Origin of the sequence: Arthrobacter sp. S39, from assembly GCF_004320525.1 — a bacterium.
Classification (GTDB): domain Bacteria; phylum Actinomycetota; class Actinomycetes; order Actinomycetales; family Micrococcaceae; genus Arthrobacter.
Genome location: NZ_SIHX01000001.1, coordinates 22,754 through 38,887, shown reverse-complemented (window position 1 = coordinate 38,887; position 16,134 = coordinate 22,754). Strand labels below are relative to the sequence as shown.

The following is a 16,134-nucleotide window of genomic DNA, read 5'->3' as shown; positions in this document are numbered from 1 at the left end:
CGCTTTGGGTGCGCTGCCGGGCTCAGTAGTTGCGGCGGTGCTTGAGGCGGGGAATCACGACGGCGAACACGGCGGCCGCCGCGAACCCCAGGACGCCGGTGGCTGAGACCCCCGCGCCCAGGGTTGCGAGTGCGGTCACCCCGGAGAGGAGGAGCGGCCCGCCGGTGGATCCGGCGTCGGCCATGAACCGCCACAGGCCCAGGAACTGGCCGCGGCCGCGGTCCGGCGAGAAGTCGGCGCCGAGGGTCATCACCAGGCCTGAGCTGATGCCGTTGCCGAACCCGATGAGCATGCCGGCAAGGAGCAGGCCGGTGAATCCGCCCGTCAGGGGAATGAGCAGCAGGGCCGTTCCCATGATCGCGGTGGACGGGATGGCCACCCATTGCCGTCCACGGCGGTCCATGAGTTTGCCGGCGGGATAGAACACCAGCATGTCGATGGCGCCGGAGATGCCGTAGATCAGGGAGGCCTGCGTGGCGTCCATGCCCAGGTGGTCGGCCCAGAGCGGGATGACCACCTGGCGGGAGGACCGCAAAGCGCTGAGAAGCAGAATGCCCACGCCCAGGCTAAGGAAGACCCCGGCGTGCGAAACGGCGACGCTGCGAAGCGTCGGCTGGGGACCGACGTCGGCACCCGGCTTGGGTGCGGGAACCTCCAGGTCCGGGATAGTCACGGAGAGGAGCGCGGCCCCCACCATCGCGACCACGCCCACCCAGTACGCGCCGCTAAGGCCCGCGAACTGGATCACGGCGGCGCCGGCGAAGGGTCCGATGAAGACGCCTATGCGGTTCACGCCGCCGAGGGTGGACAGCGCCCGGGCCCGGTAGTGGAGCGGCACGGCTTCGGTGAGGTATTTCTGCCGGGCCAGGCCAAAGACGCTGGAGGACATGCCCACCACCAGCATCGCGGCGGCCAGCAGCCAGATGCCGTCCGGCAGCTGCGGTGCCAGCGCGGCAGCCACGAGCGCCAGCGCAGCTGCAGCAGCCGCGCCGACGATCGACCAGCGTTCGCCGAACTTCAATGTCACCAGGGACGCGGGCAGGTTGAAGAACCAGGATCCCAGCCCGATCAGGGTCACGATCAGCGCGGCAACCGCCACCGACGCGCCCAGGTCGCGGGCGGACAGTGCGACGACGGGCATGACCGCCCCGGTGCCGATCCCGAACAGCAGTGTGGGTCCAAACGCGGCGACGGCGATGCTGCGGAGGCTGAACGGCTGGGGATCATCGGGCGAAGTCATCAGATTTATCCTATGACTCGGGCCCTCACTCCCCCGGCCGGAACGTCACATGGCTGACCGGTGATCCGTCACAGCCATTGACGTTTCGAACCGCAAGTGGGCAGCAGCTGCTCGTGCAGGATCTTGTCACATGAGCCGTCGCGTAACCCGGCGGAGGTCTGGCTATCTTCTGCGACTCAAATTCACCCGAAATACCAAATTCACCAAATTCACCCATATTCACCTGTAGCGTGGCGAGTATTTCCGCCATGGAGAACCCGTTCCGTCCAACGGCCGGAGCCACGCCGCCGGAAGTCATCAGCCGTGCTGGCTTCCGGCAATACCTGCGGAAAAATCCCCCCTCTTAAACTTGTGCCGGCCCGTCACGCCTCACCGGCCAAGCACGACTCGCAGGTGGTGGTCTGCATGGTCGCGCCGCCTATCCCAAGGGGGCCGGCGACCCGCTAATTGAGGCGTCCCCGACGGCGTCGGTACTGAGAGTGACCAGCGGCGGTTCCACATGGTTCCCCACCCTGTCGACGGAGCGGTGCAGCCTCGACACCCGGGGCTGGCCCCACTCCTGCGGCGTCCCGCCCTTCAATGCCTTGCCCGTGCCGTGGACGAAGACCACTATTTGGTCCGGCAGGACCAGTGAGCCCGGCGGAGCGCCGCCGTTCACGTTCGCACCATCTACAGGTCCGGGGCTGCTGTGCTTTCCCATGTCTCATGATCCGCCCGCGCGGCAACGCCCAGACAGCGCAATTCCCGCAGAGTAAGCCGCATTTCCACAGTATTAGTCGTGCCGCGGGACGGGCCGCAGATTTTGCCCGGAATTTAGGGGGGTCACAAGAAGCCATTTGAGGACTACCGTTTGCCTTGGGGGACGCTGCTACCTGTTCTCCACAAACCAATAGGGAGGGTTTTATGGGGGACGTATGGCTCCGCTCCATCAGCAACAGCCTGATCCGCGCGGAAAGTGTCACTGAAATAGCATCAACCCGCGGGTCGCTGCACGAGGAGCAGGGGTTTGCGCTCAAGGTCATCGTGCAAGGCAAGGGCCACGTCCTCATCGACGATAGCGACCTTCAGGGCTCGCTGTCCGACCGGCTCGAATATGCCCGGCATCTTGAGGACGCCCTGCTGCTCGCCATCGACGAGGCCAAGATCGCCGTGGCGTCTGTTGTGGTCAGCTTCGAGCCGGAAAGCCAGCGCTGGTCCATGGCGGCAGCACCGGAACTGGCCGGCGGCCTGACCAACCGTGTGGAGGCATCTTTGTAACAACTTGGCAGAAGTGTTGCGCAGGTCACATAAGCTGCCTACTCTTGGTGAGGCTGCAATGGCGCAGCCACCCGGGGTTCGACTGCAGCGTCGCAGGAGCCCAGGGTAAAGGCTGCAGCGTCGCAGCCAAACCAGGGGAAGGCAGTACATTTTGACCGATAAGCTCAGCATTCTTGTCCGCGTGGACCTCGACCACGCCCGTGCCCAGGTCCTCGCGCAGGGCCACGTCACCGTCCACAGCATCCAGGCCCTCTACGTCGTGGTGAAACGCGCCAACGCCCTGAAGGACGGCCTGGACCTGGAGCTGGACATCACCAAAGCGCACGTTGATCCGGAAGCGCTGGAACAGCTCCAGGACTGCTCCCGGACCCACCACTTGCCACGGATCATCGATCCGCAGCAGACCTACTGCACGCTCAGCGTTCTCCCGCCGCGGCACAACGACACCACCAGGAGCCAGCTGCTCGCCGCCTGACCCGGCCCGCCCACCGCCACTCAGGTCGGGGCCTTGCGCCGTCCGTCCCGGCCCGTCTGTAAACTGGCGGAGGCTATGCGAAACGTTCGCGTAAACGATTCTCCGAGGGCGGCGACGATGACGACGATGGTAAAAGTGGCCAAGCTTGCCGGCGTTTCCATCTCCACCGTTTCGCACGTCCTCAACGGAACCCGGCATGTGAACGACGAGACGCGGCAGCGCGTCCTGAAGGCCATCCAGGACACCTCTTACCGGCAGGACGCCCTGGCCCGCGCCATGCGGCGGTCCAGGACGGACAGCATCGGTCTCATAGTTTCCGACGGCGGCGAGCCGGCTTTCGCGGAGATGATCCGGGGCGTGGAGGAAACGGCCGCCAGCCAGGGCATCACGTTGCTGCTCGCCAATTCGGCCGAAGACCCGCAACGCGAGGCGCGGGCCGTCCAGGCGCTCCTCGAGCGCCGAGTGGACGGGCTGATCCTGGCGCGCGCCGCCGGCTCCGGCCCCGACGCCCTCGCGGAGTTCGCGAATTACGACACACCCCTGGTGCTCATGGACCGGCTGTCCGATGACCCGTTCGACCAGGTGGGAGTCGAGAACCGCCAGCCCATCATGGAACTGGTGGAACACCTCGTATCGCAGGGCCACCAGCGGATCCTGCTGGTCGCTGGGGACACCAGGGTTGCCACCCTTCACGAACGGCATGAGGCCTTCGAGGAAGCCATGACGACGGCGGGCGTCCGGAAGGCGGACCAGCTGGCGGTCATCGCAGCGGACCCTGAAGGAACTGACGCCGGGATCTCGGCAGCACTGTCAGCAGCCAAACCGCCCACTGCCGTCATCGCCTGCAGCACCGTCCTGGCCGCCGCGGCGCTCCGCCAGATCCAACAGCGGGGCCTGCGGATGCCGGAGGACATTGCCTTCGCAGCGTTCGACGGCTTCGCCTACGCGGACCTGTTCGAACCGCAGCTCACCACGGTCCGGCAGCCCGCCTTCCAGGTAGGAGCAACAGCGGCTGAGCTGCTGACCAAGCGGATTGCGGACAAGTCAGCGGAGCACTCGGTTGTCCGCCTTGCGCCCACCATCGAGTACCGCGCCTCAACCGGCGCAGGACCTGCGGCACGAGCCAGCAAGCCGCAGAATGTGGAAGTAGATCTTTGAAAATAGAGTTTGATCCGAATGAACCCGTGACGGAAGTCAAGCTGACGCTTACCGTAGATGAGCTGGAAGTCCTCTGGGGAACCATACGCGAGACGCTCGAGGCGGTGGACGACCGGGAGTTCTCGACGCGAGTAGGTGTTGAACGATCAGAACTCCGTCGAATGCAAGCCGAACTTGCCAAGCTTATGAACACCATTCCCTATTTGCCCGACTAGCGAACTGACAAATGCAGGAACACCGTAATTGCAGCCATCGACCCCCTCGTCTGGAGGTCGTGTACTTGGTGCCTAGAATGTTCTTCGGCGGGGCCGGCAGTCGGGGAGGAGCATCGGGTGGGCGATTATTTTGATCATGAGGTCCTTAAAGATCTTTACCTGGAAGACAGCTACGTGTTGGACATCCAAGCGAGCCGCGGCCAGCTTGCCATCACCGCGGAATTTGTCCTCACCCCGGAACACCCCTCCTATGCTTCGGCTCTTCCCGGAGAGCAACACTGCTACCGGAAGGGCGTCTTAGTGTTCGAAGGCGTTACTGACCTGAACTGGACAGGGCAGCTCGCGTTCCGGCCGTCGCAGGACCCCGACGGGTCGATCGACTACGGCAACATCGATGCCCTCGTCATCGTCGGTAACCGTTACATCGTGGAAGGAGATCTGGGCACGATTGACCTCCATGCCGCGTCCATCAGAGTGGTCCTGGTTTCGGACGACACGATCGACAAAGTTTCTTATGACGCAGAGCCCTGAGATGTTTCGAGACATGCCGTGGCCCTTCTACAACCATCAGTTCCCTGAAAGCCTCGGTGCCGTGGTGATGAAGACAGTCCTATCGGGCGAACGCCCAGCGCTTCAAGTCCTGCATGATCCGGACAATGGATGGAATATCGCGGACGGAGTGGACGACCCGAACACTCCTGGAGGGTGCGTTGCCGCGCACATCAGTCATGTCGTAAGTCTCGACCCGACACTTGCACCCTTGGCAGCGATGCCTCCGGGGACAATAGCCGACCGTTTCGAAGTTGGCGGCGATTGGCACTTCCGAGACTTCGAGTGGGAAACGGAATAGAGAGCTCTCTGGTGCTTCCATGACAAGCGAATTTGCAGACCACGCCAGTGGCATTGTTCGATGGCGTGATGCTTCAGAGGGCCTGGCTTCCGGTGCGATGTTCTACGTAATGGAACGTCCCGGGGTAGTGGGCGAAGCCGAAATCACACTAATTTCCAAGGAGTACCAGTGAGCAGCAAGCTTCTTACCAAAGAGGAGTTGCCCCACGGCTTCGAGTATCCATCGGACTTCACACGGTTTGTAGAGATGGAGATTTTTTATCTGGAGCCGTGGTTTCTATTACGGGAAGACCGGCTCCGAACGCGATATCAAGGGATGAAGCAGCGGTACCCAAAGCGGCTGTTAGTTCCATTCGCCAGGCGTGAGGACAACGATGATGTGGCGTGCTGGGATCTAGCAACTGGGTCAGTTTCAATGGTGCATGACTTCGCTAGTCCAGGATGGGAATCTCGGGGAGACCGAGGATTTCCTGACTTCGCAGCATGGCTTCACTCAGCAATTGACGACATGCTGGAATTTCGCTGATTACTGAGCGGCAACGTATCGACATGGTTGGTCTATTTCAGAAAGCACGACCGTATGACTGATTTCTCGAAGTTGAGTCGGGCGGCGTCGCATGCCCTACGCCACGAGCCTTGGCTTTACGAACTTGAGTTGGATGCTGAAGGGTGGACGCCCGTAGATGACCTTCTACAGGCGCTCCGACGCGAATCGCCTGACTGGGTTGGACTTGAGCCTGCAGACTTGAAGGCAATGATCGAAACCTCGTCGAAGCGTCGTCATGAAATCCGAGGAGGCCGGATTCGCGCGTTTTATGGTCACAGCGTTCCTGCGCGTGTGATTAAGACTGCTGAGGCGCCACCCCCAGAGCTCTTTCACGGAACCTCGAGAAATAACCTCGAGACCATTCGGGTAGAAGGTCTGCGTCCCATGGGACGCCAGTACGTGCATATGTCGAAGGACGTGGAAACGGCAACGCTTGTGGGGCTGCGAAAGAGCTCCGCCCCGGTTGTTCTCGTGATTGACACCTTGGCCGCTCACCGAGCTGGTGTCGCCTTCTACCGTGGTGGCGAAAAGGTATGGCTGGCCGATATGGTCCCCGCCAGTTTCGTCATGGTCGCAGATGCAGAGGGCGACCGGTAACCTCAGCGGTAGCCGCAACTGATGCGGGAATCCGATGGAGGCGGGTGCCACGAGCATCGATTGGGACGGTTACGTACTTTACAACCCAGGAGTGATGGGTCCGCTGAACGGCCTGCCGCTAACCGAAGCCCGGCTGGCGTTCAAGCGATGCATGGAGACGAAAGCGGAGCGGCTCGAGATGCTCGGTCGACTCCTGAACGCCAACGGTGTCACGATGGACGTCGACGACTCCGCAGTCCAAAAGCTCAATGGTTGGTTCTACGAAAACGTGGAATTTGATCCTGAACAGCCCGGTCGGTTGCTAGCGGATTGGTACTCAGTCGTTCACGATATGGCTATGTTCCTGGGCGAACTGACGATTCGCCGGCACCCGAACCTTCGCTGGGAGTTCTTCACTTGGGGCAGAACCAACGTTTCGTTTCAAAAGCCTGTGATCATGGGATTCGGCACTGAAGATCCAAAGTTCCGTACCAACATTGATTTTGAGCGAATGGTGGCTGCGTACGCTCACAGGATTGTCGCGGGCCGCGGTTCGATACCCACTTACGGCACGGTTACTGTCCGAGGCACAGCCATAGACGTTGATGCATTAAGTCGGGACCACGACAGCACCGACGCCACAGCCGATCAATTCTTGCTGTGGCTGCTGATGGCCAAAGAGAGAGCCTGAGGCCAACTGTGTTGAACCCCATTGAAACTGGCAGTCAGGATGAAGATCCTGAAAAGGAACGCGTTCCCGCGGCGTCCTGGGGCGCCCAACACCCGGACCCATATGCAGGCTATTGGCACCGCCCCAGCCTTGGATCGCCATACCCTCCACATGTCCGGTTCAATCAATCGAGCGAACTCCGCTTCCTGATCCGTCAGGTGGAAGAACCAAACAAGTTCATAGTCGGCGCGCTTACGCTCCTGGCCCAAGCAATCATCGCAGGCGTGGTCCTTATGTCAGTTGTGATAGTCGTCCTGGCGAATACCGTGATCACCTATGACGGCGTAGTCTCATTCATTGTCTGGGGGCTTGCCGCCACGATCCTCCCAGCCATAGCAGTCTGCATGGCCATCGTTTTAGGGCTTCCCGTTCGGCTCATCCCAGCTGTTCGCCGGTGGTGGATCAGGAACGGGGAAATCAGCGTGGCCGGCGTCCTCGCCGGATGGAGCCTTACCGTCTACGCGTTCCTGTCGGGCAAAAAAGAGTCTGGTATCGAAGAGGGCATCCATTATATGACCCACACCCCCAACTGGGCTGCACTCCTATGGGGTTGGTGTCTGCTCGCGTTCTTTATAACCCACCTCTGGATACCGGCCAGATGGAGACGACTGGCCCAATAGGACCACCACACAGCAACAACGCGGTGCCGCGACGAGCACTAATCCAGAAGATCCTGCTCTTCAGCTTTCGAAGCGGATCCGGCTCCAGATGGCGGATTCACTCCATTTGGGCAACTCAATTGCCCAAGCTGCTATCAGGGCATGCGCGGATCGCATGTCGTCCACATTTGTCCCGAAGTGTTCCTGGGGACTGCCATCACGGTACTCAACAACGTACGTTCCGTCATCGTTGCGGGCTGACTGAATGTAGGTCTGCTGTGTCGCATCTGCCAAGCGCTCGACTATCAAGAACTTTTCGTCGCCTCGTTCAATGTCCTCCAGGAGCATGAAGAGCAGATCTTCGGAGGGGTCCTCCCATGTTTGCCCTGACTCATTGAATGCCTTCAGCACCGACTGCACCTGCATACCCCTTTACGCTGAACAGGTAGGAGCAGCGGCCCCACCCCACTTCCGGAAGTCTATTCGGCATCGGATCTGCAACGCCCCGAGTTCGTCCCGGGAGTCCAGAGTCGCTCCAGAAGCTCAGGATTCTTTGGCGGCTAGCAAGTCCCGAAGCGACTCCACAGGCGCAGGACCTGCCTCGTAACGCAGGACCGGCCTCGCAGCATCCGGCTGGCCGGGTCCCTTCGGCTGGACGAGCAGATTCTGATGAACCGAAACCCACCCGTCGGCTTCCAACCCCGCGTGGTCAAACTGGTCGGGCACAAGCACCGCCCACCTGCCTTCCATGTCGGAAATGCTCGTCAGTACATACCTGCCGTCGATCATCGTGTTGCAGGCGAATTCCCACAGGCCGTCCCCAATAACGGGTTCGGTGAGGAGGCAGAAGGCGTCCTCGTCGTCGGCAACGGGAGTCACGAAGTAGTTGCTGTTGTTGTAGCTGCCCAGGAAGCGTGAGTCTTCCAACCGCACATCCCCAGCCAGCGAAGCGTAGTCGCCGGCCGGCATGTCCTGATCGGACGGCGCCCGGTCCAGCACATGAACGGTCCCCGGCTGGGGTATGAACACGGCCGCCCAGAGGAAGCCCAGAGCAACACAGGTGCCCGTCCCCGCTACGGCAGCGGAAGCGATGATCAGCTTCCAGACCGGGGTCACGCGATAAGGCCGGCGAGCGTCCGGCCATCGCTGCTGCACGGCGAAAATAGTGGGTTGACTGGTCATGCGCTGCCCCCTCAGGCTGATTGGTCTGCCTGTAGGTTACACCGGGCGCAACTGCCCCACCCCTCCGGCGCGAACGTACAGTGGAGGCCCCAGCTCGCCAGGGGCCTCCACTGTACGTTCGCGCTCTTTTCAACGGCGGCGGACCGGCCGCTCCAAGCGAAACTTCAACAATCATTCCTGTGACCCATTGCACATCGAAACGTTTGTCTCTACTATCGAAACGTTCGCGCAATCGTTTCGCTAGAAGGAGTCGCAGTGGCCACCATCGTAGATGTCGCCTCACTTGCCGGCGTTTCGACGTCCACTGTGTCGCACGTCCTCAACGACACCAGGCACGTGGAACCGGAAACCAAGGAGCGCGTCATCAGCGCTGTGAAGGCCACCGGATACCGGCGGGACATCCTCGCCCGTTCCATGCGCCGCGCCAGGACCGACTCCATCGGCCTCGTGGTCTCGGATGCCGGCGAACCGGCGTTCGCGGACATGGTGCACGGGGTGGAGGAAGCCGCCGCGCAGCTCGGCCTGTCCCTGCTGCTGGCCAACTCGGCGGAAGATCCCGCCCGGGAGCGCGCAGCAGTCGAGGCGCTCCTGGACCGCCGCGTGGACGGCCTGATCCTTGCGCGGGCCGCCGGCTCAAGCCCCGCGCTGCTCGAGCGGATCCGCGAGGAGAAGAAGCCCTTGGTCCTGCTGGACCGGCTCGCGGACCTGGACGTGGACCAGGTGGGCGTCAACAACCAGTCGGCCATGGCAGCCCTGGTTGAACACCTCACGGACCGCGGCCACGAACGGATCATGCTGGTTTCCGGCGACCTGCGGGTCTCCTCGCTCCGCGAGCGCCATGACGGGTTCCGCGCCGCCATGGCCAAACGGGGCCTGGAGGTGCCTGCGGGCCTCCTGTGCGAAGGAACAGTCACCGCGGCCGAGACTTTTGACCGCGTCCAGGCGGTCCTCCGGGCTTCGGCGGAGGCTGGTGAACGTCCGACGGCGGTCCTCGCCTGCAGCACGCTGCTGGCGGCAGGTGCCCTGAGGGCGCTGCAGCACGCAGGGCTGCGGGTGCCCGGGAACATGGCCCTCGCCACGTTCGACGGCTTCACCTACTCGGACCTCTTCCAGCCGCAGATCACCACCGTCCGCCAGCCAGCGTTCCGGCTCGGCGAAAGCGCCGTCAGTTTACTCATGCGGCGCCTCGAAGACCCCTCAGCCCCCACCAGGATCCTTCGGCTCGAATCCGAGATCGAATTCCGCAGCTCCACCGAATGACCGCACCACGCAATGACCGCTCCACCGACCACCAGGCGTCACCCAATAACTGCTGTTCAAACCCCATCGCATCCCATCAGCGCCCCCTCAGGGCGCCGCATGCAAAGGAGCATCACATGAGAAAAACATTCCGCACATCCATCGCCACGGCGGCAGCCGTGGCCCTGCTGGCCTTCACCGCCTGCGGGAGCGCCACGCAGACGGCGGCCCCGGCAACTGACGGGCCCTACACCGCCCCGGCGAAGGAGGTCACGGCCACCATCTCCGTCTCCAACTGGGGCGATCCTGGCGACAAGGCCGTCTACGATAGCGTGGCCAAACGCTTCAAGGAGAAGTACCCCAACGTCACGGTGAACAACAACTTCACCCCCATCACCACGTGGACGGAATACGTCAACAAGCTGGTCACCCAGGCCGCCGCCGGGCAGGCTCCGGACGTTATCAACATCGCCACCGAGGGCGTGGAACTGGGCCTGGCCAACGACCTGTTCACGCCCCTGGACGGCTTCCTCGAGAACGACCCCGAAGCCAAGTCGCTCCGTGCGGACATCGACCCCAAGCTGCTGGCAGGATTCAGCAAGGACGGCTCCACCTACCTGATACCCAACACCTTCAACACGATGGTGATCTTCTACAACACCAAGATGTTCGAGGCCGCCGGCATCGCCCGGCCCAGCGACGACTGGACCTGGGACGAGTTCCTGGAAATCTCCAAGAAGCTGACCACAGGGGAAGGCGCGGACAAGGTGTACGGGTTCGCCATGCCGTACTACTCCTTCGGCATCACCCCGTGGCTGTACTCCAACGGCACGTCCATGATGAGCGAGGACCTGAAATCGGCCCAGCTCACGGACGGAAAGGTCAAGGAGACGGCGGGCTGGGTCCGGGACCTGGTCACCAAACACGGAGTGTCCCCGCAGCCGAAGGGGTCCGACCCCTACCAACTGTTCCCCGCCGGCAAGGCGGCCATGACCGGCGCCGGGCACTTCGTCACCGGCGGCTTCGCCAAGGCCGGCTTCAAAGACTACGACATCCTCCCCTGGCCGAAGGGAACCACCAAGTCCACCGTTTTCGGCGCCGGCGCGTTCGCCGTCTCCAAGGCCTCCAAGAACCAGGAACTGTCCTGGGAGTTCATCAAAATGCTCACCGACCAGCAGACCCAGAAGCAATGGGCCGACGCCGGCGCCGCCGTTCCGTCGACGAAGACCGCCGCTTCATCACCGGAGTTCCTGGATTCCCCCGAGCACGCTGAAGAGTTCTACAACTCCCTGTCGTACGCCAAGCCGGTAGCCGCCCCGGGCGTCTACAACGTGCTGGACCCGGCGTTTATGCGGGCCATGGACGAGATCATGTCCGGCCAGGACATCGGCTCCTCGCTGGAGAAGGCCCAGAAGGATGTTGAGGAGGCGTTGCAGCAGTGACCATGACTGCCCCCAAAACCGCGCTGCCGCCCGCGCCGGCATCAGGGCGCGGGCGCCCCGGGCACCGGAGCGCCGCCCGCCGTCGGGAAGCCCTCACCGGTTACCTGTTCACCGCCCCCACCGTGATCGGCTTCCTGGTTTTTATCCTCGGCCCGCTGGTTGCCGCCCTGTACCTGAGCCTGACGAAGTACAACATCCTCACCGCACCCAAATTCATCGGGTTCGACAACTACGCAAGGATGTTCCGGGACGAACGCCTGGCCACAACGTACGGCAGCACGGTCCTCTACGTGGGCGCCGCCGTCGTACTGATCAACGGGTTCGCGCTCCTGTTCGCGGTGCTGATCAACCAGCGTCTCCCCCGGGCCCTGACCTACGTGTTCCGCTCCGCGTACTTCTTCCCGTACCTGGTGGCGCTGGTGTACGTGTCCATCATCTGGCAGGCACTGTTCCAGAAGGACACCGGCATCCTGAACTACTACATCACCGCGCTGGGCGGGGAACGGATCGACTGGCTCAACAGCTCCGAGTTCTCCAAGGTGTCCGTGATCATCGTGGACACCTGGCGGAACGTTGGGTTCGCCATGCTGATCTTTGTGGCGGCGCTGCAGGAAGTCCCCAAGGACATGGTGGAGGCCGCCCGGATGGACGGCGCCAACGAGTGGCAGGTCTTCCGCCGGATCGTGCTGCCGATGATCAGCCAGGCGACGTTCTTCAACATCACCATCACCATCATCGGCGCGTTCCAGATCTACGAATCGATCATCGTCCTCACCCGGGGCGGCCCTGGCGATGCCAGCCGCAGCGTGGTGATGTACATCGCCGAAGTCGCCTTCAACAAGTTCGACATGGGCTACGCCTCAGCCATCGCGGTCACCCTGTTCGTCATCATCATGCTGGTGACCATGGTGCAGTTCCGCCTTCGAAAGTCATGGGTGAACAATGAGTAACGCAGCTGCCCTTCCGTCCCGGCCAGGTGCCGGACGCCCACGTTCCGGAAAGGACGGACGACGGCGGCGGCCCCGCCCCGGCGTCGGCAAGACTGTTTCGGTGGTGCTGCTGGTCCTGGGCGCCGTCGGGATGATCGCACCGTTCCTGTGGATGTTCACCACCTCGCTCCGGGATGCCAGCCAGGCGTACGACCTGCCGCCGCAGTGGCTGCCCACCGAGTGGGACTGGTCCAACTACGTGGACGCGGTCAGCGGGCCGGTGCCGATCCTGAAGAACATGTTCAACAGCGCGGTGATCGCCATTGCCGTCAGCATCGGCATGATCCTCACCGCACCGATGGCCGGCTACGCGTTCGCCAAGCTGGACTTTCCGGGCAAAAACTCTATCTTTGTGGGCCTGCTGTCCTCGCTGATGGTGCCGGCGCAGGTGACCATCATTCCCCTGTTCCTGCTCATGCGGACCTTCGGCCTGCTGGACAACCCGCTCAGCCTGATCCTGCCCGGCATCACCGGAGCCCTGGGCGTGTTCCTGCTGCGGCAGTTCTTCCTGGGCCTGCCGCAGGAGATCATCGACGCCGCCCGGATGGACGGGGCCACCGCCTGGCAGACCTACCGGCTGATCGCGCTGCCGCTGGCCAAGAACGCCGTCAGCACCCTGGGCGTGATCACGTTCCTGGGCAGCTGGAACGCCTACTTTGCCCCGTCGATCTTCCTCAACAGCACGGACACCGCCACCCTGCCGCTGGGCCTGGTCCTCATGCTCGGCCCGTACGGCGCCGGCAACGTGGCCCAGGTCATGGCGGCCACCACCATCGCCATCGCACCGGCCCTCATCGTCTTCCTCGTGGCCCAGCGGTGGATCATCGCCAGCCTCACCCAGTCAGCCGTCAAGGGCTGAACAACTTTCCCGAAAGGTACCAAAAATGGCTTCATCGACCCGCTCAGGCCTGCTCTCGAGCCTGACCAAGCTCTCCACCGCCCGCACGGCCCGCGCCTCCAGCTGGGACCAGACCGGCCGGAACCGCGACAACTGGATCGTGATGCCCGGGGAGGAACGCACCTTGGCGGACATTGAGGGCCCGGGCTCCATCACGCACATCTGGATGACCCAGTCCTGCCGGATCCAGCCCGGCCCCGGCCAGATCTCGCCGGAACTGGTGGGCGTGCCCATGCTGGAAATCCACAACGCGCTCGGCGTCAGCTGGGAAGTGGTGGACCCGGACTACTACCGCAAGATTGTCCTCAGGATGTACTGGGATGACCAGGAAACCCCCAGCGTGATCGCGCCCCTGGGCGACTTCTTCGGCCTGCTGAACTCGCTGTCCGGCTCCTACGATTCGCTGCCGCTCTCCGTCTCCGCCAAGGAAGGGGAACTGAACACGTTCGGCGGCAGCGCGGCGTTCAACAGCTACTTCGAAATGCCCTTCAACTCGAGGGCCCGCATCACCGTCGAGAACCAGAACGACATCCCCTACCTGCAGTATTTCTACATCGACTACGAGCTCCACACCGAGCCCCTGCCGGAGGACACCGCGTACTTCCACGCGCACTGGCGCCGGCAGAAGCCCAACGCCGGCTGGGGCCCGGACCTGCAGACCAACAGCATCGAGGTGGCCATCCCCAACCTGTCCGGCGAGGACAACTACGTGGTGCTGGAGACCGAGGGCCAGGGCCATTACGTGGGCTGCAACTTGGCCGTGCGCCACTTCCAGGGCTCCTGGTGGGGCGAAGGCGATGACATGATCTTCATCGACGACGACACCTGGCCGCCCAGCCTGCACGGCACCGGCATGGAGGACTACTTCGGCCACGCCTGGGGCATGCAGCACAACGCGTTCCTGATGAACGGCACCATGGTCCATGAGGAAAACGTGCCGGGCTTCCACCACAGCTACCGCTTCCACATGACCGATCCCATCAGGTTCCAGAAACGCATCAAGGTCACGTTCGAACACGGCCACGCCAACCACCTGTCCGATGACTGGTCCTCCACGGCCTACTGGTACCAGAGCCTGCCCTCCCCCGTGCTGGACATCGATGCCGTGGAGGAGCGCCTGCCGCTGCGGCCCCGCGACCAGGTGGAGGAGCGCCCGCTGCCGGAACTGACGCCGGCCCAGCAGGCCGCCCGCGACGCTTCCGCCGAACGCATGAAGCAGTTCACCGAAACGCGGGATGCCGTCCGGAACGAACGCAAGGCCGAAATCGACCAGTGGGAAAAGGCCAACGCCGAGCAGGCCAGGGAGGTCCGGCAGCGGTTCCTGGCCGCCAACAGCGTCCTGGCCCACTGACCCCGTCCCCCAAACAAGCACAGAAGGATCAGCATGAACGCGCACGAACCCCGCCCCGCCTTCCACTTCACGGCCGCCGAAGGATGGATCAACGATCCCCTCGGCGTCACCTGGAAGGACGGCCAGTACCACCTCTTCTACCAGTACGTGCCCGGCCGCACCACGTGGGCCTCCAACTGCCACTGGGGCCACGCCACGTCCCCGGACATGATCGCCTGGACGGAGCAGGGCGTCGCCGTCGCGCCCGGGGAAGGGGACGACGGCGTCTGGTCGGGTTCCATCGTGACCGGCACCGATGGTGCGGCCACCATGTTCTACACCTCGGTCACCGAACCGGACCTCGGCATCGGGACGGTCAGGACCGCCACCGCCGATGACGCCTCCTGGAACTCGTGGACCAAGGGCCCGAAACTGATGACCGCACCGGACCTTGGCGTGGTGGCCTACCGGGACCCGTTCGTCTTCCGCGACGGCGGGCAATGGCGCATGTTCGTCGGCGCCGGGCTGGAAGGAGGAACCGCGGCGGCGGTTTCGTACAGCTCCGCGGACCTGTCGCAGTGGACCCTGGACGGCATCGCCGCGCAGCGGTCCGGCACCGAAACAGAGCCCGTGTGGACAGGAACCATGTGGGAGTGCCCACAGCTGTTCGAGATTGATGACTCCCATGTGCTGGTGACCTCCATCTGGGAGGACGACGTCCTGCACTACGTGGCGTACGGGGTGGGCAGCTACGCCGACGGCAAGTTCACGGCACGCTCCTGGGGGCAGCTCAGCTACGGCAAGAGCTACTACGCGCCGTCCTTCTTCCGGGACAGGGACGGGGCGCCGTCGCTGATTTTCTGGGTGCGGGGCGTCATCAGCCCGGACGGGCAGTGGGCCAGCGCCCTGAGCGTTCCGCACACGCTGACGCTCGACGGCGACACCCTGGTGGCTGCCCCGCACACCGACCTCGCGGGGCGCTCCGGGCCGGGCCACCTGGAGCAGGCGGGCGCTGGAGTTTTCGAGGCAGTGCTCGACGGCGGCGCGGACCTCCGCTGCACCGTCACCACCGGGACGGTCATCAGCCTGGCCACCCAGGACGGGTCCCTGGCCACCCTCCGGCACGACGGCGACGGCATCGAAGTCACGGCCGGCGGGAATCCTGACTTCAGCGATGTGTTCTTCCCGGCCGACGAAGGAACCGAACTGCGGGTGATCATCGACGCAGGAGTGCTGGAGATCTCCGGCCGCCAGGGGATCATGGCGGTCCCGCTGCCCATCGTGGACGTGCCCGTGACGCTGACGATGACCGGCGCCGCCGGCGCTCCCCTGCTCAGCACGGTGGCAAACCCGGCCGGAACTGAAGTGGACGCAGGCCGGTTCCTCCTGAGCGGCTCGCCATAGACTC

General features: G+C 63.4%; 19 protein-coding genes. 15 read left to right on the top strand and 4 right to left on the bottom strand.

Translation table 11 applies throughout. The features are described from left to right. Positions 1-22: 22 nt before the first annotated feature. Positions 23-1,240 carry an MFS transporter gene (locus EYS21_RS00180; RefSeq protein WP_131131152.1) on the bottom strand — a complete coding sequence of 406 codons (1,218 nt, stop codon included), beginning with the start codon at positions 1,238-1,240 and terminating at the stop codon, positions 23-25. Positions 1,241-1,658: 418 nt separating this feature from the next. Beyond that, on the bottom strand, positions 1,659-1,940 hold the full coding sequence (locus EYS21_RS00175) for a hypothetical protein (protein ID WP_131131151.1): 282 nt from the start codon (positions 1,938-1,940) through the stop codon (positions 1,659-1,661). 203 nt (positions 1,941-2,143) lie between these two features. On the opposite strand from EYS21_RS00175, the gene EYS21_RS00170 reads away from it, so the two are divergent. The 9 genes from EYS21_RS00170 to EYS21_RS00130 all read left to right on the top strand — a co-directional run bounded on the left by EYS21_RS00170 (position 2,144) and on the right by EYS21_RS00130 (position 7,667). Beyond that, positions 2,144-2,497 (top strand): hypothetical protein, encoded by a 354-nt coding sequence (locus tag EYS21_RS00170; RefSeq protein ID WP_131131150.1) that lies wholly within the window; start codon positions 2,144-2,146, stop codon positions 2,495-2,497. A 151-nt stretch (positions 2,498-2,648) separates the two neighbouring features. Then, a complete protein-coding gene (locus EYS21_RS00165) occupies positions 2,649-2,972 on the top strand; it encodes a hypothetical protein (RefSeq protein WP_131131149.1) in 324 nt (107 codons plus the stop codon). A gap of 117 nt (positions 2,973-3,089) precedes the next feature. After that, the gene (locus tag EYS21_RS00160) at positions 3,090-4,130 is read left to right on the top strand and encodes a LacI family DNA-binding transcriptional regulator (protein ID WP_131131148.1); all 1,041 of its coding nucleotides are present in this window, start codon (positions 3,090-3,092) and stop codon (positions 4,128-4,130) included. Between the two features lie 26 nt (positions 4,131-4,156). Beyond that, positions 4,157-4,345 carry a hypothetical protein gene (locus tag EYS21_RS00155; protein ID WP_131131147.1) on the top strand — a complete coding sequence of 63 codons (189 nt, stop codon included), beginning with the start codon at positions 4,157-4,159 and terminating at the stop codon, positions 4,343-4,345. 117 nt (positions 4,346-4,462) lie between these two features. Beyond that, positions 4,463-4,876, top strand: a complete 414-nt coding sequence (locus EYS21_RS00150; RefSeq protein ID WP_131131146.1) for a hypothetical protein — start codon at positions 4,463-4,465, stop codon at positions 4,874-4,876. A 487-nt stretch (positions 4,877-5,363) separates the two neighbouring features. Continuing rightward, positions 5,364-5,720 (top strand): hypothetical protein, encoded by a 357-nt coding sequence (locus EYS21_RS00145; protein ID WP_131131145.1) that lies wholly within the window; start codon positions 5,364-5,366, stop codon positions 5,718-5,720. A 54-nt stretch (positions 5,721-5,774) separates the two neighbouring features. Then, positions 5,775-6,338, top strand: coding sequence for an RNA 2'-phosphotransferase (locus EYS21_RS00140; protein ID WP_131131144.1), 564 nt, complete (start codon positions 5,775-5,777; stop codon positions 6,336-6,338). A gap of 94 nt (positions 6,339-6,432) precedes the next feature. Continuing rightward, entirely contained in the window at positions 6,433-7,008 is a 576-nt protein-coding gene (locus tag EYS21_RS00135; protein WP_131131143.1) for a hypothetical protein, read from the top strand. Between the two features lie 11 nt (positions 7,009-7,019). Then, positions 7,020-7,667 carry a hypothetical protein gene (locus EYS21_RS00130; protein WP_131131142.1) on the top strand — a complete coding sequence of 216 codons (648 nt, stop codon included), beginning with the start codon at positions 7,020-7,022 and terminating at the stop codon, positions 7,665-7,667. A 60-nt stretch (positions 7,668-7,727) separates the two neighbouring features. Here EYS21_RS00130 and EYS21_RS00125 read toward each other — a convergent pair whose 3' ends face one another. Together EYS21_RS00125 and EYS21_RS00120 are read right to left on the bottom strand one after the other, a co-directional pair. Further along, the gene (locus EYS21_RS00125) at positions 7,728-8,066 is read right to left on the bottom strand and encodes a hypothetical protein (protein WP_207307649.1); all 339 of its coding nucleotides are present in this window, start codon (positions 8,064-8,066) and stop codon (positions 7,728-7,730) included. A gap of 123 nt (positions 8,067-8,189) precedes the next feature. Beyond that, the gene (locus EYS21_RS00120) at positions 8,190-8,828 is read right to left on the bottom strand and encodes a hypothetical protein (RefSeq protein ID WP_131131140.1); all 639 of its coding nucleotides are present in this window, start codon (positions 8,826-8,828) and stop codon (positions 8,190-8,192) included. A 255-nt stretch (positions 8,829-9,083) separates the two neighbouring features. On the opposite strand from EYS21_RS00120, the gene EYS21_RS00115 reads away from it, so the two are divergent. The 6 genes from EYS21_RS00115 to EYS21_RS00090 all read left to right on the top strand — a co-directional run bounded on the left by EYS21_RS00115 (position 9,084) and on the right by EYS21_RS00090 (position 16,130). Beyond that, entirely contained in the window at positions 9,084-10,088 is a 1,005-nt protein-coding gene (locus EYS21_RS00115; protein WP_131131139.1) for a LacI family DNA-binding transcriptional regulator, read from the top strand. Between the two features lie 116 nt (positions 10,089-10,204). Beyond that, positions 10,205-11,509, top strand: a complete 1,305-nt coding sequence (locus EYS21_RS00110; RefSeq protein ID WP_165478235.1) for a sugar ABC transporter substrate-binding protein — start codon at positions 10,205-10,207, stop codon at positions 11,507-11,509. 2 nt (positions 11,510-11,511) lie between these two features. Continuing rightward, complete coding sequence (locus EYS21_RS00105; RefSeq protein WP_131131137.1) at positions 11,512-12,459, top strand: sugar ABC transporter permease; 948 nt, start codon at positions 11,512-11,514, stop codon at positions 12,457-12,459. After that, entirely contained in the window at positions 12,452-13,357 is a 906-nt protein-coding gene (locus tag EYS21_RS00100; RefSeq protein ID WP_131131136.1) for a carbohydrate ABC transporter permease, read from the top strand. The genes EYS21_RS00105 and EYS21_RS00100 overlap by 8 nt, the downstream gene beginning before the upstream one ends. A 25-nt stretch (positions 13,358-13,382) precedes the next feature. Further along, positions 13,383-14,747, top strand: coding sequence for a glycoside hydrolase family 172 protein (locus EYS21_RS00095; protein ID WP_131131135.1), 1,365 nt, complete (start codon positions 13,383-13,385; stop codon positions 14,745-14,747). 33 nt (positions 14,748-14,780) lie between these two features. Further along, positions 14,781-16,130 (top strand): glycoside hydrolase family 32 protein, encoded by a 1,350-nt coding sequence (locus EYS21_RS00090; RefSeq protein ID WP_131131134.1) that lies wholly within the window; start codon positions 14,781-14,783, stop codon positions 16,128-16,130. The last annotated feature ends 4 nt before the right edge of the window (positions 16,131-16,134 follow it).

Coding starts and splice junctions, on each gene's coding strand:
- EYS21_RS00120 (WP_131131140.1), bottom strand. CDS start 8,828: ATGACCAGTCAACCCACTATTTTCGCCGTGCAGCAGCGATGGCCGGAC.
- EYS21_RS00140 (WP_131131144.1), top strand. CDS start 5,775: ATGACTGATTTCTCGAAGTTGAGTCGGGCGGCGTCGCATGCCCTACGC.
- EYS21_RS00170 (WP_131131150.1), top strand. CDS start 2,144: ATGGGGGACGTATGGCTCCGCTCCATCAGCAACAGCCTGATCCGCGCG.
- EYS21_RS00110 (WP_165478235.1), top strand. CDS start 10,205: ATGAGAAAAACATTCCGCACATCCATCGCCACGGCGGCAGCCGTGGCC.
- EYS21_RS00090 (WP_131131134.1), top strand. CDS start 14,781: ATGAACGCGCACGAACCCCGCCCCGCCTTCCACTTCACGGCCGCCGAA.
- EYS21_RS00135 (WP_131131143.1), top strand. CDS start 6,433: ATGGGTCCGCTGAACGGCCTGCCGCTAACCGAAGCCCGGCTGGCGTTC.
- EYS21_RS00105 (WP_131131137.1), top strand. CDS start 11,512: ATGACTGCCCCCAAAACCGCGCTGCCGCCCGCGCCGGCATCAGGGCGC.
- EYS21_RS00175 (WP_131131151.1), bottom strand. CDS start 1,940: ATGGGAAAGCACAGCAGCCCCGGACCTGTAGATGGTGCGAACGTGAAC.
- EYS21_RS00180 (WP_131131152.1), bottom strand. CDS start 1,240: ATGACTTCGCCCGATGATCCCCAGCCGTTCAGCCTCCGCAGCATCGCC.
- EYS21_RS00160 (WP_131131148.1), top strand. CDS start 3,090: ATGACGACGATGGTAAAAGTGGCCAAGCTTGCCGGCGTTTCCATCTCC.
- EYS21_RS00100 (WP_131131136.1), top strand. CDS start 12,452: ATGAGTAACGCAGCTGCCCTTCCGTCCCGGCCAGGTGCCGGACGCCCA.
- EYS21_RS00095 (WP_131131135.1), top strand. CDS start 13,383: ATGGCTTCATCGACCCGCTCAGGCCTGCTCTCGAGCCTGACCAAGCTC.